We start from the raw sequence: 19,655 nt of genomic DNA, 5'->3' as shown, positions 1-19,655 counted from the left end.
GGAGTAATTGACATGAGTGAAAACGTATATATAGTCGCTGCAAAACGCTCTGCTGTTACAAAAGGTAAAAAAGGTGGTTTTGCAAAAAAACGTCCTGATGAATTATTGGCGGATGTACTTAGAAAAACTGTCGCTGAAGCTAATATTAATCCTAACGATATAGAGGATATAGTTGTTGGTTGTGCGATGCCTGAAGCTGAACAAGGCTTAAATGTCGCAAGAATATCATCTCTTTTGGCAGGACTACCTAATAGTGTTCCTGCTTTTACAATCAATCGCTATTGTAGCTCTGGATTACAGTCAATTGCTATTGCAGCAAATGAAATTGCTCAAGGTAATATCGATGTTGCTATCGGTGCCGGTGTTGAAAGTATGAGTATGATTCCTTTTGGTGGTAACAAGATGTCTTTTAGTAAAGAAATCTTTGCTAAAGATGAAAATGTTGCCATAGCTTATGGTATGGGTATCACTGCTGAGATGGTTGCTAAAGATTGGAATGTATCACGACAAGATCAAGATGCTTTTGCTCTTGAGAGTCATCAAAAAGCAATCAAAGCTATTGAAAATGGTTATTTCAAAGATGAAATATTACCTATAGATGTTGATCACAACAAGCCAGATGAAGCTACTGGTGAGATTGTTAATCACAAACAAACTATAACTGAAGATGAAGGCGCTAGAAAAGATACTTCACTAGAAGCATTAGCTAAACTAAAACCTGCTTTTGCAAATGGTGGATCTGTAACTGCTGGTAATAGCTCACAGGTATCAGATGGTGCTGCAGCTGTGATTTTAGTTAGTGAAAAATACCTAAAAGAGCACAACCTAAAACCTTTAGGTAAGTTTCTAGGGTTTGCTGTAGCTGGTGTTGATCCACGCATTATGGGTATTGGCCCAATTAAAGCTATACCAAAAGTGCTCAAGCAAACTGGTTTAGATATCAATAATATTGACTGGATTGAGCTAAATGAAGCTTTTGCAGCTCAGTCACTAGCTGTGATTAATGATTTAAAACTTGATAAGAATAAAGTTAATCCTTGTGGTGGAGCTATTGCCTTAGGACATCCTCTTGGTGCAACTGGTACTATACTAACTGTCAAAGCGTTACATGGACTACAACGTACTGGTAAAAAATATGCTATGATTACGATGTGTATTGGTACTGGTATGGGTGCAGCTGGTATTATTGAAGCTTGTTAGCAGCTAATAATCCTAAACATTAATATAAGAATAACTAAATATCCAATAGGTTAAACTAAAATGATAAATTTAGATGATTATAAACCAATTGATTTTCCATGGAATTTCACTTGCTTTAGTGACATAGCCAAGAATCCTCTCGGTATAAAGTTACCTTTGTATCATATTGGCGAACATATGTATACAAAGTTCAAATGTCTACCAAATCATGTCGGTTGGGACAATGTTATTCATGGTGGTATTATCGCACTTATATGTGATGATATTCTTGGCAAACATGTTTTAAGTATTAGTAAGTCATTTTGTATGACCCGCAACTTAAATATCAAATACCTAAAACCAACCTATAGTAAAGTAGTACATATTTTCAAAACCACCGTAATTCGTAAAGGTCGTACTACCGTGTGGATAAAAGTTGATATCTTCAATGAAAAAGGTGATCTATGTGCTTATGCTGATGCAGACTTCGCACTCTTAGAAGAGCATCATGCAAAACAAAAAGATATTGCAAGCTATAAGCTTGATGATTTAGTGGCACATCTTAAATAAGCTCTTTATTTGTCATTTCTGGCAAAAATTTATACACAATAAATATAAATGCAACTATGCAAGCGCCCATAAAATATAATACAGGAGCATAACCATAATTATGAGTAAGATCTAAGAATCTCGAGATAAACATACTTTCTATTAAGGCTTTTGAAACAAGAGCTACAGATATCCCTATACCACGTATATGTACAGGTAAAACTTCTGATAATACCAACCATATACACACTCCAGGACCTACAGCTCCTCCGAATACAACTATAATCAACATCAAAAGACCTAAGTTATTATAACCAGCTGTTATACAAAAGATCATTGTAAATATAGATACAAATGAAATTAATAACCCACCAATGATAAGCTTTCTTCGACCAATAACATCGACAAGGAATAAGCCAAATATAGTAGCTATAAGATTAACTAATGTCATTGCTGTACCATAATAAGTAGCATCACAACTACTACAGCTACTGAGCTGACCAAACATAGTAGGACCATAACTTATAAAGACATTGATACCAACAAAACCATTTAAAACCGCCATTAAACTAATCAGTATTACAGATAAATAGTATTTTTGTTTGATAACAATTTTAATAAACTCAACGAAACCTGTTTTATTTTTTTCGGTTAATGAATGCTGAACTTTGAGAGCTAATTGCTCACTAATAGTTAGTGCCTGTTCATTTCTGCCCTTTAAAATTAACCAAGATGGTGAAAATGGTGCTATTAAGCTAATGATGAAAAGTAAAATTGAAAAAGGAATAGCGCAAGCAAATATCAGTCTCCAACCAAAACTTGCGACAAATAAGCTTGCAAAAAAGTTAGCCAAAAAAATTCCAGAAACTAGTGATAGCTGAAATATAGCCATCGCCCTACCTCTAAACTTAGCTACACTAGTTTCAGAAATATAAACAGGAATTACCGTCAACAAGAACCCAATCGACACTCCCTGTAGAAGTCTTGATAGCATCAAAGTTGTATAAGTATTAGATATCATCATCAATATCATTGATACTGTAAATAGAAATGCCCCAAATGCCAAAATATTTTTTCTACTAAAGATATCCATTAATGGTCCTGATATTAGCTTTGATAGCAAAGCTCCAAAAAACACAATACCAGCTATCTCAGATAGTTGCGTAAGATTAAGAGATAGCTCATCTTTAATAACCGGTAATGTTCCTGATATCACTCCAATATCAAAGCCTGAGCATACGCCTGTTAAAACTATCAAAGCTATAACGATTTTTTGGTATTTAGTTACTAACATTAGACCCTCTTTATAAAATATATAATAAATACTTAACAACTAAGTAATAAACATATAACTATAAAGATATACTAAATAGAACTAAAGTTTTATAAGAAACTATAGGAAAAGGTAATTTATTTAAGAATTTGTTTTATATGTAATTATTTAATGATTAACTTTTTAGCGCTTTATAGATGATATCTTTGATTTCTAATCTTTGCTTTTTCAACTCTTCTAACTGCATATCTTCAAACATACCTGAACTTTCAAGATTATATATTTTCTTATCCAGATCTTCATATTTCTTCATTTGATTACTGATATGATGATTTTCTTTCATATTATGTAACTGTTCTCTTAATTCAGGAAACTCTTTAACTAATGGATGATGTTCTAACATTGTAGATACTCCTTATTTTTATTGATTAAACAACTAATATACTCCCATGGCAATAAATGCACATACAACAAGCATACTTAAGTTATATATATTTTCTCACATCTGATAAAGATTGTTCAAATTTAATTTGTCCATTCTCATAATAAGTCTCAAGAATTGAGTCGCTATGGTATTCTCCTATAGCATACTGATCATCTAGAACTATTGTTTGATAATTACCTTTAGCATCTTTAATCAAATCTAGACGTCCTTGTTTAGATTTCTTTGTAGGATCTGTGATAGGCTCTTTTTTAACTCCAATTAAAGAGTCCCCACGTTTGATTGCCGAGCATTTAATAGCAAACTTGAAGCTATCTCTATTTATAGATGACTCATGATTTCCTTGTAGCAATGCTCCACCCATACCAAAAGCTATATTTTCAGCAGAAAATCCATTTTTTTTCATCGCCGATAATATGCTCTTTGCTAAACTAAGACTCACTCCATCACCTTGTATCAATGCTACCTTTTGTAGAACCTTATATCCCTTAGCATTTACATTACTACCATAAGCTTTTTCTAATTCACTAAGAGCATATAAGATATTATCTATAGCATTTCCCGAGTCGGGTCTAATTACCAAGTTTGCTTTTTTAGCTTTGACCTTGTCTTTTAAATCAATCCAAGTTTGTATTGCTTGTTTAAAATCCCAACTATCCGAAACACAGGCATATAAAATACTGTTATCTCCAAATTGCTCAATCATATTCTCAAAGGCTTGTCGCTCACACTCAGAACCAATACCCCAACTAGTCATTGTTGAGTGCTCACTTGCAGGAATCGAATAACCTGCAATATTTTCATGATAATACTCTTTGCAAACTTGTAGTGATGCTAAGGTATCTGTTCCTAGAAAATTAGTCAGATGTGCAGCTCCACCAATTCCTGCTGACTCTTCCGATGAAACACCTCTATAGCCAAAATCATGAAGCATAAATTCTAGCTTATCGAGATTATCTGCTGTTTCTAAAAGATACTCTTTGATTAGTTTTTTGATATTAAAACTGATAGTCGCAACTGTTGTTGGATACCACACTTTTAAAAGTAGTGTCTCTAGAAACCCAGGCAACCAAAATAACTCTGAATCAGTACTTTCTATAGTCATCAGTACATTATGTAAGGGTACTAGAGTACCTTCTCTAACAGCACGAATCCTAACTGGCAAATAACCATTATATTTTTTTAGGATTTTCTCAAAGCCTTCACGATAAAATACCAAACCATGAGCTTTTAGAATTTCTTCAGCTTCATCTATCATTTCTAGTGTAATTGGCTGAGATAAGTATTTCTTGATGTGATACTGTAAGCCAAAAAATCTAGTATGCGTTCCTAAATCACTATTTACAGTACCACGACTTTCTAAATAAAAATGAAGATAATTGGCATCCTTAGGATACTGATAAGGATGTGAGTGTTTATAACTATCAGTCATTAATATCAGGTTGTTTCTATGCATCAGATATATATAAAGAGAAACTTGTAAGATAATGTTATCAAAAGTTTTACGGATAAACTATTTTTGAGTTAGATTTTTTATATTGCCTTCAACTAATCTTATTAGTTTTGACATATATTTAAGCGAGACTTCTGTTTTATCAATCAGAGGATTGTATTCTGCCACTTCAAAACATACCAAACTATTAAAATTAATTTTCTCAATAGTTTTGTAAAAAACTTGTGGGTCAATACCATTTTCAACAGGAGTTCCTACAGCATCAAGGTTAGTAGGATCTAAACCATCTAAGTCAAAACTAATCCCCACATTACCCTCTGTAACCTTCTCAAGACGTTCAAACTCTTGTAAAAATAACTCTTCAAAGTTCCTATCAGTTAAATCGGTTTGATAATAAACTTTAACACCCAATTTTTCCAAAAACTCTCTTTCTGGCTTTTCATAAGAGCGAATCCCAAAAAAGACAATATTCTCAGGCTTTAACTTAGGATTATCATTTAGTACCTTTGTTAATTCCTCATGACCATATCCTAAAAGATGTGCTACAGGCATACCATGTATATTACCAGTCTCAGAAGTGTCAGGTCTATGACTATCCATATGCGCATCAATCCAAATCAAACCAAGCTCTTTTTTCTGATCTTTAAGATAGTCATAAACTCCACTCCATGTACCTATTGCACATGAATGATCTCCTCCAAGAGTCAAAGGAAACTTACCTTCTTTAAGAATCTCAGATACCGTCTGAGCCACCTTAGTAAAATATTTACCCATAGTAGGTACTTCAGCTCTTCCACCAATATAATTGATTATTTGAGCATCTATACGTCTATCTCTTAACTCATTCAACAAAGCGTATGGTGCTCTTCCGCAACCAATTTCTCTGCCAGCATTACCAATAGCTATTCCTACTGCTTCTACTTTTTTCATTTTATCACTCCAATATTATAATACTGAAAATAAATTCTTAGGATCTTTGATTGGTGGCACCATATCCATTTGGCTACCAATATCATATTTCTCAGCTAAATCTAAAGTCAATCGAAGTGCTGAGAAATCTTCGATTGCAAAACCTACTGAATCATAGATCGTAATTTCTTTATCATTTTCACGACCTTTTTTCTTACCAGTTAAAATTTCCCATACTTCAGCATGTAAAACCTGTTCAACTTCTTGTGGTGATAAATTCTGGATTTCTCCCTCAATCATTGATTGTTCTTTGTATTCAACAACTACTTTACCTCTAAAAAGAATATCCATATCAAGCTCAGTCTTACCAGGACAATCCCCACCTAAACCACTTATATGTACACCTTCTTTAACCCAATCATTTTCAATTACAATTGCATGAAGTTTACAAGCCGTACATACAACAATTATATCTGCACCTTCACAAGCATCTTTAGCACTATCACAAGCGATAAATTCAAGATCAACATCTTTCATATTATTAGCATATTTTTTCATTGCTTCTGGATCTGTATCAAAATATCTAACTGTTTGAATAGGTCTAATTAGCTTATGAGCTAGAGTTTGAAATTCACTTTGAGCACCTGTGCCTATTAGCGCCATAGTCTTACTATCTTTGCGCGCTAAGTAGTCTGTTGCTAACACAGTCGCAGCCGCAGTTCTTAAAGCTGTAAGAACAGTCATTTCAGATATAAGTAGTGGATAACCATGTTTAATCTCATTTAACTGCCCTGTAGCTACAACTGTCTGCTTACCATCAAATGGATTTGCAGGATGCCCATTTACACATTTATATGTAAATAACTTATTATCAGCAGTTGGCATAAGTTCTAAAACACCTCCTGGAACATGAGCTGCATATCTTGGTGATTTATCAAACTCTTGCCATCTTATAAAGTCCTGTTTTGTATATTCAACTAGGTCTTTAATGAAATTATCAAAACCGTGCTTTTGCACTATTTTTGCCATATCTTGAACTGATAAGATTCTCATATCTTCTCCAATTTACTATTAAATAGTTTTATTTTTTAAATAATTTAACCTTCTAAATATATTCATAAGAATATGATTAATCAATAGAAACTTATGTAATTATTTATTTCTAGACAGAATATATCACTATAACTAAAAAATACTTTTAAATATATTCGAAAAATTTATTTACAATGAATATTATAAAATTTCATTTAATAATATCCTCTGATAACAGCCCTCTTTAGTTAACCATACCAAAGTTATTTTTTGAGGCATAATAGTTACAATCGTCTTTTTATTATTAATTTTGAGCGTATATTCACCTTGATCTAAATCCTTAGAAAATAAATCAACATTTTTGGGCAAAAGATTCCAGCTTCTGAGATCTGCTTGGGTTGTCGCCATGTTATACACCGAAGTTCCGATTGCCGCCAAAGCTCCATAATCACCAGATGATCTAATAGCTGCCACAGAAATAGCTGTTTTTGTAACCAGACGTAAAACCTCTCTAGTTACAATCGCAGGATATTGATCTGATAAAGATTTAGCTGCCATTGCAGTTGTATCAACCAGTAATGCTGTTTTACCTTTATCAATAGTTTTATTATCCTTTAAAATCTCTACATCTGCATTAGGCTCTAACTTATAAGAGCCATAGTATGGTAACGAAATTTTTTGAACCCCAGTTTGTTGGAAAAATATCGCAATTGGTATATCGAACTTTTTAATAGGCTCAACCCAGCCACTCTCATATATTACAACAAGTTTACCTTGCCCTTGTGGATAGATATTATGACCAGTGTCAAAAGCGTTCTTGATTTGGTTATAGTCTTCTTTAACATATGGATTATTCGGAACGACTCTTAGAGCATTACTCATTGATAAGTTAGCATTATTTAGATCGGTATCGTATGACTGATATATCAAAGCCTCTAGATAATACCCAAAAGCATTTTCATAAGAGTTTTTTACCTTGTCAGCTATACTTACTAACTGTCTATATTGTTTTGAACCAGATATATTTGATGAAACCTGTCTAGAATCAACATGATTAAACTCTTCATACCTAGTTTTATTTGTCTGAGCTGCTAAATCTTTTGCTTCATAAGTGGCATATTGCGCATATGATAAGTTACGGATACTAACAGCAGCATTTTCTAAATCGTGCTGTTTTAGGTAGTTTAGTGCTTGATAAGCATATAAAAAAGTAATTTCATAATCAGATATATAGTAATATCTCTCTTTATCACTTAAAAGAGTAGCTTGAGTATTTTTAAGTATATTCCTAACTCTTATTTTTGCTTCTGCTTCTGACTTAGCAACATAATCTGCTGCTTTGGTATATTTAACTTGTGATAATTCAGTTTTACCAAGTAACTGATCAAAACGCCCAGTTTCTAAGAAACCAATAGAAGCATTAATACCATCATTATCAAAAGCTTCATCAAACTTTGTTTCGATAGGTTTATATTTACAAGTCTCAATAGCATTTTTAGCAGCTCCGACCTTATTAGGATGACTACCACTGAATGTCGCACAACTAGATATAACAAAACACGTAATAAACAATAAAGAGATTTTTATTTTCATATTATTTGGATAAATATGCGCGTAAACCAGCTTGTATTTTAGATAAGCTACCATCAATTACAATACCTACAGAATACTTAGGCATCACATCTGTAATTCGTACTTTTGCCAAGACTTTACTATCTAAAACAATATGCTGTCCTGTTGCTGGGTCAACACTAGTGCCTCCTTCTTGACGAATTTCATAGGTACTACCTTTAACAACACCATTACCACCTTGGTTAAAATATATCTCTCCATCGTCTATTTTTAATACTTGAAGAGGATATATGGCTCCAACAATCTGTTCAGATATTGTTTGACCGATTTGCTCAGCTACATAGTCCAATATCTGTGAATGATCACCATTATCATAGTTAGCATACTCATTAGCAATATTTGCTGGTACTTGCAATCTAACTACATTCGACCATTTAACCTCCATTGTAGCTAGCTCAATCATACGATAAGCCACACTCGCTGAGACATTCAGTGTTGTAAAATCTTCTCCATAATATGAACTCTTCTTCTTACTAATGTTTAAACCTAAAATATCGCCAGTTAGTATAAAATCAGCGCCTATTCTTTGATTTAGTTTATCTTTTTCACTAGAGTCATTAGAGTTTATTATACGTCGAATTTCTTCTTCATAAGCTTTCTCATCTTTAGCATCCCTATTAGAAACCCTAAACTTACGTGTTTGTGTAATCTGAGCTATGATAATTTGATTTAATCGATTTTGAAGTTGCTTTTCACTATAAATACTTTCATTAGTTACTCCTTTCGTATCAAAAGGTAATATCGCTACTGTAAACATTTTAAGATTATTTCGCTCATCTACACCTTTGTACTTAACTGTACTTCCAGAGTTAGTACCTAAAGTTTTATTTAATGAGTTATTTAACAAGTTAGCTGAACTACCAGATACAATATTTGTAGAAGAATCTGCAGCAACAGCAACATTACCAATTATAGAAATCAAAAATAGAGAAAAAAAAATTAATATCTTTTGCATCATTCTATCCTAGAACTGGTTTAAATATTTATTATCATCACTTTGTCTAATAATTACTTTACCATTTAAGGAAGTCTCTCCACTTTCTGTACTTTTAGCATTTTGTTTACGATATTCATCATAGTTAAAATTTTTGATCTTATTTGCCGTAGCTACTTGCTTAGGATCCCATTTTAATACAACACCATATACAGTATTTTCTGTACTTGGTAGCTTATAACGCCATCTCTTAACAGTTTTAAGACCAATAATATCTAGGTTTGCTTTTGTTTTGTAATATGTAGATAGTGTCTTTTCAATATCAGTTGCATCTATTCTACGTGTTTGTTGCGTTTTAGTATTTTTAGCAAGAGTGCTAGAGATATCCTCAGACATAGTCAAAGCTTCTTTTGTCGACATTTGTCCAGCTATCAGTGTAACTAAATTTGCTCTTGCCATAATCTCAGCTTGCTTATAACCATAATCACCAGCCGAAACTCCTTGAAGCTTTGGACCTGTGTACGAGCCTTGACCATATGACAAGATATATGGTTTATTATCTTCTCCAAAACCAACACGGATACCATAATCACCCATCATATCTTCACCTGACTTATCCTTATATAAGTCAGAAGGAGATTGTCCACCTTTACCAACAATTACAGGCTCATTACCATGCTTGATATCCTCAAACATTCCTTTAATTTTATCTGAATAAATAACCACTACACCGATAGCAGCATTACCATTTTTTTCCACCACAAAAGTCTTGATTGGCAGTAAACCTGATAGATTACCAAATCCTGTAGTTAAGCTTTTGACTGTCATTTGCTGACTTAAAAGAGCTTTTCTCTTCTCATCTGGTGTAGCAAAATCATCTGGATTTAAACCTTGATCTTTTAATTGCTTATCTAGCTTTGCTTCTTCTAATGCTTGTTGCTTAGCATCAATCGCTGCTTGAGTACCCTCTTTTGGCTTATCAGAATCTGTATTAATGTCATTTACACTAGAACCTTGTGTACTATCTATGCTTAGACTCTTATCAACTTTTGTATTAGCTGATATAAACGATATATATTCTGCCTGTGCTTTTATTAGAGCTTTCTCAAATGCTAACTGAGCACTATCGACATAATTTGAATTTGTCTGATTGACAGAAGCTGTACCTATAGCAGAACCAACATAATCATATTTATCTCTGAGATTATTCTGATCGATATAACTCTCCATTACATCACTTAAGATTTCTTCTGCGGATCTCTTATCTTCTGCAGTTGTCGCAACTGCTTTTGAATCTGATGAGATAGCACTATTAAGATTAGATACATCTGAGCCCATATCAACAGATTGCGACTGCTCAGCTGTAGATTTAGTATCTACAGTTGTTTCTGCAGCAACCAAAGGACTTACTAATAATGATGAAACAATTAATGAACTTAATATTTTCTTTTTCATAGTATTTTATCTCCTATGTTTTAAGAAATTTCAGAACTATTCTGAAATAACCATTTTGAAATCTAATTACCAGCCAAATGTTGATTTAGTCTGTGATTTACGAATCTGCTTATCATCTTGCCATACAACAAGACCTGTTTTTAGATCCATCATCTTCAATGTTGTCAAGAAGAATTTAGATCTCTTATCTCCATCAACATTAGTATTATCAATATCTTGAATAGAGCCATAAACCATATACCTAGCACCAATATGCTGACCGATTTTAGTAGCTGTACTTTGATCAACCATACCACTATTAGCTTGATATCCAAGCTGCTCACGTACATTTTTGATTTGAGACATATCAGTAACTTGGAATAATCCAGATTTGATAATCTGTGTCTGTACTGTATTTGATAACATTGTCGTATTGATATGCTCTCTTGTTTCATTACGAATATTACTAAAGAATAATGTTGGTGTATCCATAGCAGTAATTCTCTTAACTGCTCGTGAATTCAGCATATCCTCGGTCATCTTGTTCGTGATAGCTTGCAAATCAGTAGAGCTAAAATTAATAGATGTTGTATCTACACCATTTGGATCCTCATAAGCAACAGTTGTTTTACTACATGAGCCCAACAAAATTAAGCTAGCTGATAAAGTTACAAATAAAAGCTTTTTCTTCATTATTTTTATGAACAGAATAATTTGTCTATATAGCGATTATAACAAAAATAATTAAGAATGTTATTGATTATAAATAGTAAAGATCATCTAAGAGGTTTAGACATAATATATACACAAACTGAGCCTATTTGCTTTATAGTATATTCAGCAAAATTATTCTTTATATATTTTTCTATCGATTCATAAGTATCGTTTTTATTATCGAATACTCCTTTGGCATTAAATTTATTAGCCACCTTAATCGCAAGTTTTGAGCTATAGTCATTGATAATAGTCGATCCAAAAGCCACTCCATCTTTACTCAACATTTTAGCAATATTTTCGAATACTTTTTCTTTATTGCCGTTATCAGGTAAACAGTGAATCAAATAGTTACAAGATATAGATTCATACTTTGCATAAAATTCTTCTGCAACATCTTTTAGTATATCAACTTGATAAGTTGATACTTCTTTATCTTTCAGTACATTCTTCACATACTCTAAACAATTTGGATTTAGATCCATTAATGCTACTTTAGATAATCTATCTTTAACATTTTTTAGATAATATCCTGAGCCTACTCCTATATCTAAATGATTATGCGATACATTATCTTTGTATAACTGCAATAGCTGAGATGTTTTACATTTCCACAAAAAAGTATTATTAAAAAATAAAACAACGAAGTTATAAAGTTTAAGAACTAATTTGGAGTAAACCTTTTGGCCATCGTGTGTACTTTTATTCAATTTTATAACCTCACCCTACCAAAACATATTTGAACGCATTGGTTTGATTGCAAAAATAGCTATCAATATAACATAAACATACCATGGCACATCCAATAGAACTGGTATCAATACAGCTAACATACAAGCAAAGAAAAACATACTAAAGAATAACAACACTTGATACGATGGTTTATTTGTCTTTAGATATTTATGGGCTTTTTCAATATATGATCCTTCAAATGACAAAAGATGAATCACTATTGGAAAAACCGCAGTCAAAAACATTAGTAAATAAAAAACCCAGCTAACCAAAGCTAATGTTGAATAGCTCGAAATTATTAATAAGCCAACGAGAAAGTACACTATTTTGACCAACGCAATATCAACTAATGTGAAACGCTGTAATTTTTCTGATAAGAACTCTTCTTCATACATAATGCACTCCTTAGTTTTTAGTGGCAATTACATAGTAATTTTAACTTATTGAGCATACTTTGGAAACAAAAGATATTAAGCAAGATTATTATTTAGAAGCATCATCACTAGTAAAATTCAAAATCCCGTACTATATTTTGATAGTATTCAGTTGATCAGCTGGCACCTCCTTCTCCACTGTTTCGACTTTTCCATTACTATCTTCTGTCTTTTTGACAATCTTAGCAGTTTTACCATCTGAGTTAATCGTTATAGAACTAAATTCTTTATACACATCTGGTTTTTTAGTTACTTTTGATGTTTTAGATTGTGTTTGCATTTGAGCTATATTTTGATCTATGTTAGCTATCATCTTATTAAAATGCTCATCTAACATTTGCTGTTGTTTTTGAAAATCTGCCATCATTTTTTCTATAGGATCATCACTAGATGCTTGTGTATCATTTTTTGGTGATTTTTGCTTAACCCAACCAACTGTCCCATCTTTTTGATCAACTATTTCAATCCACTCCCCTTTTGAGAAAATTGCTTTATATTGATGATTTTGATCATCAATCGTCATAATTTTTTTGGATTGCTCATCTGGTTTTGCATACATCTGATAACTCTCAGCATATACTCCCGACACAATTATTAAACCAAATACTGTTGCTAGAATTTTCTTCATTTCAACCTCCAATTTTTTGATGTAGCTATTTTATACACAAACGATCTAAAATTATAAATAAGTTTTATAGCTGTTTTTTCAAGTTACAGAGCTATAAATCGGCTATAATTATATTATATAAATTAAATATATATAGACTCCATGACTGATAAACCAAAAGTTTTAGTTGCTGACGATGATAAAAAAATTGCTCAGTTTATAAAAACCAAATTTGAAGAAAATGGTATTGAAACAACATTAGCTCACGATGGCAAAGAAGCACTATTTCTAATCAATACCAATAATTATGATGTTGTTGTTATAGATTGGATGATGCCGTATTTAGACGGAATATCTTTGCTAAAAATTTTACGTAAACAAAATGTAACAACTCCTGTGATCATTCTAAGTGCACTTGACAGCACTGAGAATAAAATTCAAGGTCTTACATCAGGGAGCGACGATTATTTAACTAAGCCGTTTTCGATAGATGAGTTAATGGTTCGTGTTAATATTCTCTACAAAAGAACCAAGCAAATCGCTGAAGCTCAATCCCACAAATTAACATGTGGAGATATCATCCTCGATGAACTTGCCCATGAGGTTCGTCGCAATGATGAGTTAATATTATTACAACAAAGAGAATACAAAGTTTTACATCTGCTTCTTAAGCACAAAAATGAAGTAGTCAGTAAAACAATGATACTTAAAGAAGTATGGGACTATGACTTTGATCCTCAGACAAATGTAGTTGAAGTACATATCTCTCGCTTACGCAATAAGCTCACTGAGAATGGCCTACCTGATCCTATAAAAACTATACGGGGCTTTGGATATGTCATCCAAGAATAAATTCAACGATACCATTCAACGTAGGTATATAATTAGCTCAAGCTTTAAAATGGCAGTGCTTTTTACAATACTTTTAGGTTTAAGTATAGCATCTTGGATTTATATAATTTTCTCAGCGCTTGGTAATAGAGTTACTGAGCATATAATCCCTCTAAGCATTGGTATTTTCTGTACAGCAAGCGTTGTCATCATTAGTTATTTGATCAGTGTTTTTGTTGTTAAGAAAATCAATTTTATAGCTAGCTCCGCTGCTTCGATTGTTAACACTCGTGACTTTAGTCAAAGAATCAAATCCGATACAAGCTGGGATGATCTTAGTAATTTGGCAAATATACTCAACATCCTGCTAGCTAATATTGATGAACTTTTAGTAGATATCAAAAACGTTTCAAATAATATTGCTCACGATCTAAAGACTCCTCTAACTCGTTTAAAAAACAAGCTTGAAAGCCTTGAGCAAACTTGCCCAAATGATGACACAGCTGAGGCATTGGCAGAGTGTAATCAATTACTTGATATCTTTAATAGTATCCTAAGACTTAATCGTCTTGAACATGGTCGTGAAAACTTACTTAAAAAAAATTCTGATGTAAAAAAAATTATCGATGATGCTATTGAACTTTATGAACCAATGTTTGAACAAAAGAATATCAAATTATATATCTCTGTTATTTCAAAAAATTTAAATATCGATAAAAATCTTATTTTCCAAAGTATTACAAATATCCTAGACAACAGCTATAAATACTCAAAAGATGATACAGAAATAACGATTTCGACAAAAATCCAGAACTCAAAATATATCATCACATTTACCGACCAAGGGATTGGTGTAAATGAAGAAAATATTGATAAGATTTTTGAAAGATTCTTTCGTGAAGAAAAAAGCCGTAGCCAAATAGGTAATGGCTTAGGACTTTCCCTAGTAAGAAAAATCATCCAACTCCATAATGGCAATATCACTGCTACTAACAACAATCCTCATGGCTTAATTATAGAAATTTCGTTACCATTACATTAACAAATTTTAACTATGCTTTTTAAAATTTAAAAATTACTCTTGTAACTAAAATTCTTATAATCAATTTAAAATATGGAAAAAATAGCAGTAATAGGAAGTGGAATATCTGGACTTACCGTCAGTTATCTTCTCAAAGAAAAATATGACATTACTCTGTACGAAAAAAATAATTATTACGGTGGTCATGCTCGTACATTAGAAGTTAATAGCACTCCTGTAGATACTGGTTTTATTGTCTTTAACTACCATACGTATTATCACTTATCGAGATTGTTCAAACATTTAGATGTTCCAGTAGCTGAGAGCAATATGTCTTTTGGTGTATCTATCAAAAACGGTAAGTTTGAGTATGGATCTAGCAGTATCAAAAGTTTATTTGCTCAATGGTCAAATATTTTCAGACCAAGTTACTATAAAATGATAAAAGATATTATAAAATTTAATAAGATCTCAAGACAGCATATTGAAAACAACACTCTTGATGAAAATATAAGCCTTGCTGAATATCTAGAATCTATAAATATTGGTAACTGCTTCAAAGATTATTATCTACTAGCAATGGGAGCATGTATTTGGAGCACTCCATTAGAGAAGATGTATGACTTCCCTGCCCTTAGTTTTATTCGCTTTTTTGATAATCATGGGCTACTTACAACTACCAAACCAGTCCAATGGTACACAGTCAAAGGCGGTAGCAAAGTATATGTTGACAAAATCATAACTCAACTAAAATCTGCTAATGTTAAATTTGCACCCCAAGCTACCAATTTAACTAGAACCCATAAAACTTTGATAACTGATATCAACAATAACACCATAGAATATGATAAGGTTATTTTTGCATGCCATTCCAATGAAGTTCTCGAATTATTAGATGATGCTGGCAGTGATGAAAAAAAACTTATATCCGCCATAAAATATCAACCAAACTCTGTAATATTACATACAGATGCTAGTATTATGCCAAAACGCAAAGCTGCGTGGTCAAGCTGGAATTATCTAAGTGCTGAGACTAAAGATAAACGTGATGTGGTTTCACTTAGCTACTGGATGAATAATCTTCAACCCTTAGATACTGATATAGATTATTTTGTTACAGTTAATCCGGATCAAAAACCTGATCCACAAAAAATCATCAACGAACATACTTTTGATCATCCTGTTTTTGATAAAAAAGCCATTCAAGCTCAAAAAGACTTTTATAAAATCCAAGGACTTAACAACACATACTATTGTGGAGCTTATCTACGCTATGGTTTCCATGAAGATGGTATACTTAGTGCAGTAAATGTTGCGAATAAATTAGGAATCAAAACTCCATGGTAAAAAACTTTATCTTAAGCTCAAAAGTTTTTCATAAGAGGCATCATCCAAAGCAAAATTCTTTTAGATATAAATCATATTATATTATTTTGGATATGCTTAATCTTAAGCAAAGTAAGACTAGTTTTTTTAGTATCAATAAACCTAATTTGTATTCTTTCTATGATAAAGATCACGGCCTAAAAGATAGTTCAAGTAGTCTAAAATGGGCAACTAATTTATTAGACCAGCACAACCTTAAATATGATGAAATCAAATTGATGACTATGCCTAGAGTTCTAGGATACCTATTTAACCCCGTTAGCTTTTGGCTTTGCTATAGTGAAAAAAAACTTATAGCTGTGATAGCAGAAGTCAACAACACATTCAAAGAAACTCATAGCTATATTTGCCACGACACTGGCAACGAAATTACAGATAAAACATGGTTCAAAGCAGAAAAAATATTTCATGTATCGCCATTTTACCCAAGACAAGGCTTTTATAAATTTAACTTCGCACTTAATTTTGATAATAATGCAAAAAATCAAATTATCATCAATTACTATGATAATAATCAGCTCCAACTTGGCACAGCAATTAATGGTCAAATCAAACTCTTATCAAGTACAAACTTAGTCAAAGAATTTTTTAGATCTCCACTTCTAACCTTTAAAGTTATTTATCTGATTCACTGGCAAGCTCTAAAAATCGTATTTAAACGTATAAAATATATCCCAAAACCTGAGCAGAAAGATATTCGAGTTAGTGTAGCTAATATTATAAGTCCAAACAGTTAGACTGCCGACAATATTTTACCCATATCAGAAATATAAAGCTTACTTATAAATTTATTAACAAAATTTAATATTCCAGCAATATTACCTCAATATTTATTTGCTAATATTTACGTATAGAATAATTAACCTTTGCCTTTTGAAATGTTTGAAAAAACCGTTAGAAAAAATTTATTAGAATCACTTAACAAATTAGAATGTGGTGAGCTATATTTAACAACTCCAGAAAACGAAACTATTTATACAAAAGGCGAAAAACAAGGTCCAACAGCCGATCTAAAACTAAAAGATTGGCGCACAGTAGTAAATTTACAATTAAAATCAGACATTGGATTTGCTGCTGATTATAGAGATGGTTACTGGGAAACATCAGATCTTAAATCTCTGATTCTACTAGGCTTAGTTAATGAAGAAGCATTTGGTCAATACATGAAGCCAAATTTTCTTTTTAAATTATTACAAAAACTTGGCTACCTTACTAAACGTAATAGCATTAAACAGAGTAAGAAAAACATCTACGATCATTACGACTTGGGTAATGACTTTTATAGTTTGTGGTTAGACAAAACCATGACTTACTCATCTGCGATGTACAAAAATCAAACTGAAACATTAGAACAGGCGCAAATCAATAAATACAAAAACATAATTGATAAATTTGATAAAAAAAATGGCTCAATAATTGAAGTTGGCTGTGGATGGGGAGGATTTGCTGAAACAGCCCTAAATAGTGGTGACTACACACTCAAAGGCATCACACTATCGACAGAACAACATGACTATGCTACGAAGCGACTAGCTGGGAAAAAAGCTGATATAGTTATTGAAGATTACCGTATCCAAACTGGCAAATATGACTATATTGTTTCAATCGAGATGATCGAAGCAGTGGGTAGAGAATATTGGAACACATATTTTTCTAAGCTTAAATCACTGCTCAAAGAAGATGGTAAGATTGTTATTCAAGCCATTGTCATTGATGATGCGCTTTTTGCGGATTATGCTAAAGGTACTGATATGATTAGAACCTTTATTTTTCCCGGTGGCTTCTTACCATCTATGGGACAAATTAATCTGGAACTGGATAAGGTTGGGCTTAAATGTGTAGGTACTGAATCTTTTGCAAAAGATTATGCTAAAACACTTGATGAATGGGACAGGAATTTCGTAAATGTAGAGCCTGAGTTAATAAAACTAGGTTTTGACAAGCGTTTTCAGAGAATGTGGCGTTTCTACTTAAATTCTTGTAGTGCTGCATTTACTCATGGGCGTATTGATGTTGTACAGTTGGAGATTGTCCATGCTTAAAAGACTACTAATAGCTATCATTATTAGTTTTCCTTTGTTCACTTACGCTGAAGAGTTAACTTTACAACAAATAAAATCACATCAAGTCCAACAAGTTGGTAAAATTCATTTCACTAAATGGTTTTTTGATGTTTATGATGCCGAGCTTTACACTCAAAATGGACATTTTAGTTGGGATAAACCTTTTCTACTAAAAATTCATTACCTTAGAAGTATGGATGGGAAAACTATCTCTAAGCATACTGTTAAAGAAATATCATACCAACATCCGCAACAAGTTAAGGCAAATTATAAAGAGTATAGAAATACCTTTGATCAGTTAATTCCCGATGTCCAAAACGGTACAAACCTTTACGGTTATATGGATGAATATGGTAAAGGTTATATCTATTCAGACAATGGTTTGATTGGCCAAATACCAGACAAAGAACTTTCAAAATATTTTTTTGAAATATGGCTTGGCGATAACTCGTCATATCAAAAATTATCAAAACAATTGAGGGGCTTATGAAAAAATTAATATCTAGAATAGGAGTAATTATTATGGCATTAGGATTATTTGGATGCTCAGCTGATATATCAAGCTACAAAGAAGAGGGTCCAAAACTTGACCTGCAACAATATTTACAAGGCAAAATTGTTGGTACAGGGATTGTTCAAGACTATAAAGGAAAAGTCACTAAGCAATTTGACTTCTCTGGAACTGCTAGTTGGAATAGTGATGTCGGCACATTTGACGAGCATATGGTTTACTATGACGGCCAAAAAGATCATCGTATTTGGACAATCAAGAAAATTTCTGATAACTACTATGAAGGCACAACAGGCGACGTAATTGGTACTGCTAAAATCTATGTTGAAGGCAACGCTATGAACTGGCAGTATCAAATGAATATCCCAGTTGGCGACAAAAAATACAAAATTAGCTTTGATGATTGGATGTACTTAATGAACGATGGTGTACTTATAAACAAAAATACATTCAAAAAATTTGGACTAACAGTTGGTTCATTAACGCTATTTATGCATAAAGAAAAATCTGGAGAATAAC

The 19,655-nt window shown here is 32.4% G+C and carries 21 protein-coding genes; 9 read left to right on the top strand and 12 right to left on the bottom strand.

What is annotated here, in order from left to right; genetic code table 11:
* The first annotated feature begins 12 nt into the window (after positions 1–12).
* A complete protein-coding gene (locus FTPG_RS04610; RefSeq protein ID WP_004287260.1) occupies positions 13–1,200 on the top strand; it encodes an acetyl-CoA C-acyltransferase in 1,188 nt (395 codons plus the stop codon).
* Positions 1,201–1,260: 60 nt separating this feature from the next.
* Positions 1,261–1,749 carry a PaaI family thioesterase gene (locus FTPG_RS04605; RefSeq protein ID WP_004287259.1) on the top strand — a complete coding sequence of 163 codons (489 nt, stop codon included), beginning with the start codon at positions 1,261–1,263 and terminating at the stop codon, positions 1,747–1,749.
* On the opposite strand, the gene FTPG_RS04600 is transcribed toward FTPG_RS04605, so the two are convergent.
* The 12 genes from FTPG_RS04600 to FTPG_RS04545 form a co-directional block, all read right to left on the bottom strand.
* Positions 1,742–3,022, bottom strand: a complete 1,281-nt coding sequence (locus tag FTPG_RS04600; protein WP_004287258.1) for an MFS transporter — start codon at positions 3,020–3,022, stop codon at positions 1,742–1,744. The genes FTPG_RS04605 and FTPG_RS04600 overlap by 8 nt on opposite strands.
* Before the next feature lie 154 nt (positions 3,023–3,176).
* A complete protein-coding gene (locus FTPG_RS04595) occupies positions 3,177–3,404 on the bottom strand; it encodes an HP1242/YdcH family protein (RefSeq protein WP_004287256.1) in 228 nt (75 codons plus the stop codon).
* An 82-nt stretch (positions 3,405–3,486) separates the two neighbouring features.
* Positions 3,487–4,899, bottom strand: coding sequence for a nicotinate phosphoribosyltransferase (locus FTPG_RS04590; protein ID WP_004287255.1), 1,413 nt, complete (start codon positions 4,897–4,899; stop codon positions 3,487–3,489).
* A gap of 57 nt (positions 4,900–4,956) precedes the next feature.
* Positions 4,957–5,826 carry an arginase gene (locus FTPG_RS04585; RefSeq protein WP_004287254.1) on the bottom strand — a complete coding sequence of 290 codons (870 nt, stop codon included), beginning with the start codon at positions 5,824–5,826 and terminating at the stop codon, positions 4,957–4,959.
* Between the two features lie 15 nt (positions 5,827–5,841).
* The gene (locus FTPG_RS04580; RefSeq protein ID WP_035722416.1) at positions 5,842–6,858 is read right to left on the bottom strand and encodes an ornithine cyclodeaminase; all 1,017 of its coding nucleotides are present in this window, start codon (positions 6,856–6,858) and stop codon (positions 5,842–5,844) included.
* 180 nt (positions 6,859–7,038) lie between these two features.
* Positions 7,039–8,430 (bottom strand): COG3014 family protein, encoded by a 1,392-nt coding sequence (locus FTPG_RS04575; RefSeq protein ID WP_004287252.1) that lies wholly within the window; start codon positions 8,428–8,430, stop codon positions 7,039–7,041.
* Between the two features lies 1 nt (position 8,431).
* The gene (locus FTPG_RS04570; protein WP_004287251.1) at positions 8,432–9,424 is read right to left on the bottom strand and encodes a CsgG/HfaB family protein; all 993 of its coding nucleotides are present in this window, start codon (positions 9,422–9,424) and stop codon (positions 8,432–8,434) included.
* Between the two features lie 9 nt (positions 9,425–9,433).
* Complete coding sequence (locus FTPG_RS04565) at positions 9,434–10,858, bottom strand: DUF6844 domain-containing protein (protein WP_004287250.1); 1,425 nt, start codon at positions 10,856–10,858, stop codon at positions 9,434–9,436.
* Between the two features lie 66 nt (positions 10,859–10,924).
* Complete coding sequence (gene lpoB, locus FTPG_RS04560) at positions 10,925–11,530, bottom strand: penicillin-binding protein activator LpoB (protein WP_004287249.1); 606 nt, start codon at positions 11,528–11,530, stop codon at positions 10,925–10,927.
* Between the two features lie 83 nt (positions 11,531–11,613).
* Positions 11,614–12,261: a class I SAM-dependent methyltransferase gene (locus FTPG_RS04555; RefSeq protein WP_004287248.1), complete on the bottom strand. Its 648-nt coding sequence runs from the start codon at positions 12,259–12,261 to the stop codon at positions 11,614–11,616.
* A 15-nt stretch (positions 12,262–12,276) separates the two neighbouring features.
* Positions 12,277–12,678 carry a hypothetical protein gene (locus FTPG_RS04550; RefSeq protein ID WP_004287247.1) on the bottom strand — a complete coding sequence of 134 codons (402 nt, stop codon included), beginning with the start codon at positions 12,676–12,678 and terminating at the stop codon, positions 12,277–12,279.
* 130 nt (positions 12,679–12,808) lie between these two features.
* Complete coding sequence (locus tag FTPG_RS04545; RefSeq protein WP_035722414.1) at positions 12,809–13,345, bottom strand: hypothetical protein; 537 nt, start codon at positions 13,343–13,345, stop codon at positions 12,809–12,811.
* 141 nt (positions 13,346–13,486) lie between these two features.
* Between FTPG_RS04545 and bfpR the strand changes: the two genes are divergently transcribed.
* The 7 genes from bfpR (at position 13,487) to FTPG_RS04510 (ending at position 19,654) form a co-directional block, all read left to right on the top strand.
* Positions 13,487–14,176, top strand: a complete 690-nt coding sequence (gene bfpR, locus FTPG_RS04540; protein WP_004287245.1) for a two-component system response regulator BfpR — start codon at positions 13,487–13,489, stop codon at positions 14,174–14,176.
* On the top strand, positions 14,160–15,197 hold the full coding sequence (locus FTPG_RS04535; RefSeq protein ID WP_004287244.1) for a sensor histidine kinase: 1,038 nt from the start codon (positions 14,160–14,162) through the stop codon (positions 15,195–15,197). Before bfpR ends, FTPG_RS04535 begins: the two co-directional genes overlap by 17 nt.
* Positions 15,198–15,269: 72 nt before the next feature.
* Positions 15,270–16,523 (top strand): NAD(P)/FAD-dependent oxidoreductase, encoded by a 1,254-nt coding sequence (locus FTPG_RS04530; RefSeq protein WP_004287243.1) that lies wholly within the window; start codon positions 15,270–15,272, stop codon positions 16,521–16,523.
* On the top strand, positions 16,517–17,299 hold the full coding sequence (locus tag FTPG_RS04525; RefSeq protein ID WP_035722413.1) for a DUF1365 domain-containing protein: 783 nt from the start codon (positions 16,517–16,519) through the stop codon (positions 17,297–17,299). The genes FTPG_RS04530 and FTPG_RS04525 overlap by 7 nt, the downstream gene beginning before the upstream one ends.
* A 141-nt stretch (positions 17,300–17,440) precedes the next feature.
* A complete protein-coding gene (locus FTPG_RS04520; protein WP_004287241.1) occupies positions 17,441–18,604 on the top strand; it encodes an SAM-dependent methyltransferase in 1,164 nt (387 codons plus the stop codon).
* On the top strand, positions 18,597–19,115 hold the full coding sequence (locus tag FTPG_RS04515; protein WP_004287240.1) for a chalcone isomerase family protein: 519 nt from the start codon (positions 18,597–18,599) through the stop codon (positions 19,113–19,115). Before FTPG_RS04520 ends, FTPG_RS04515 begins: the two co-directional genes overlap by 8 nt.
* The gene (locus FTPG_RS04510) at positions 19,112–19,654 is read left to right on the top strand and encodes a DUF3833 domain-containing protein (protein ID WP_004287239.1); all 543 of its coding nucleotides are present in this window, start codon (positions 19,112–19,114) and stop codon (positions 19,652–19,654) included. The genes FTPG_RS04515 and FTPG_RS04510 overlap by 4 nt, the downstream gene beginning before the upstream one ends.
* Position 19,655 lies beyond the last annotated feature (1 nt).

It is taken from the genome of Francisella philomiragia subsp. philomiragia ATCC 25015 (assembly GCF_000156715.1).
GTDB classification, from domain to species: Bacteria; Pseudomonadota; Gammaproteobacteria; order Francisellales; family Francisellaceae; genus Francisella; species Francisella philomiragia.
The sequence above is the reverse complement of the archived record's forward strand: the minus strand, read 5'-3'. Positions and strand labels throughout refer to the sequence as shown.

What these genes read in the sequence shown, in the direction of transcription:
- lpoB (WP_004287249.1), bottom strand. Translation starts at nt 11,530, where the DNA reads ATGAAGAAAAAGCTTTTATTTGTAACTTTATCAGCTAGCTTAATTTTG.
- FTPG_RS04605 (WP_004287259.1), top strand. Translation starts at nt 1,261, where the DNA reads ATGATAAATTTAGATGATTATAAACCAATTGATTTTCCATGGAATTTC.
- FTPG_RS04535 (WP_004287244.1), top strand. Translation starts at nt 14,160, where the DNA reads ATGTCATCCAAGAATAAATTCAACGATACCATTCAACGTAGGTATATA.
- bfpR (WP_004287245.1), top strand. Translation starts at nt 13,487, where the DNA reads ATGACTGATAAACCAAAAGTTTTAGTTGCTGACGATGATAAAAAAATT.
- FTPG_RS04590 (WP_004287255.1), bottom strand. Translation starts at nt 4,899, where the DNA reads ATGCATAGAAACAACCTGATATTAATGACTGATAGTTATAAACACTCA.
- FTPG_RS04525 (WP_035722413.1), top strand. Translation starts at nt 16,517, where the DNA reads ATGGTAAAAAACTTTATCTTAAGCTCAAAAGTTTTTCATAAGAGGCAT.
- FTPG_RS04600 (WP_004287258.1), bottom strand. Translation starts at nt 3,022, where the DNA reads ATGTTAGTAACTAAATACCAAAAAATCGTTATAGCTTTGATAGTTTTA.
- FTPG_RS04575 (WP_004287252.1), bottom strand. Translation starts at nt 8,430, where the DNA reads ATGAAAATAAAAATCTCTTTATTGTTTATTACGTGTTTTGTTATATCT.
- FTPG_RS04515 (WP_004287240.1), top strand. Translation starts at nt 18,597, where the DNA reads ATGCTTAAAAGACTACTAATAGCTATCATTATTAGTTTTCCTTTGTTC.
- FTPG_RS04570 (WP_004287251.1), bottom strand. Translation starts at nt 9,424, where the DNA reads ATGCAAAAGATATTAATTTTTTTTTCTCTATTTTTGATTTCTATAATT.
- FTPG_RS04520 (WP_004287241.1), top strand. Translation starts at nt 17,441, where the DNA reads ATGTTTGAAAAAACCGTTAGAAAAAATTTATTAGAATCACTTAACAAA.
- FTPG_RS04510 (WP_004287239.1), top strand. Translation starts at nt 19,112, where the DNA reads ATGAAAAAATTAATATCTAGAATAGGAGTAATTATTATGGCATTAGGA.
- FTPG_RS04565 (WP_004287250.1), bottom strand. Translation starts at nt 10,858, where the DNA reads ATGAAAAAGAAAATATTAAGTTCATTAATTGTTTCATCATTATTAGTA.
- FTPG_RS04550 (WP_004287247.1), bottom strand. Translation starts at nt 12,678, where the DNA reads ATGTATGAAGAAGAGTTCTTATCAGAAAAATTACAGCGTTTCACATTA.
- FTPG_RS04595 (WP_004287256.1), bottom strand. Translation starts at nt 3,404, where the DNA reads ATGTTAGAACATCATCCATTAGTTAAAGAGTTTCCTGAATTAAGAGAA.
- FTPG_RS04585 (WP_004287254.1), bottom strand. Translation starts at nt 5,826, where the DNA reads ATGAAAAAAGTAGAAGCAGTAGGAATAGCTATTGGTAATGCTGGCAGA.
- FTPG_RS04580 (WP_035722416.1), bottom strand. Translation starts at nt 6,858, where the DNA reads ATGAGAATCTTATCAGTTCAAGATATGGCAAAAATAGTGCAAAAGCAC.
- FTPG_RS04545 (WP_035722414.1), bottom strand. Translation starts at nt 13,345, where the DNA reads ATGAAGAAAATTCTAGCAACAGTATTTGGTTTAATAATTGTGTCGGGA.
- FTPG_RS04530 (WP_004287243.1), top strand. Translation starts at nt 15,270, where the DNA reads ATGGAAAAAATAGCAGTAATAGGAAGTGGAATATCTGGACTTACCGTC.
- FTPG_RS04610 (WP_004287260.1), top strand. Translation starts at nt 13, where the DNA reads ATGAGTGAAAACGTATATATAGTCGCTGCAAAACGCTCTGCTGTTACA.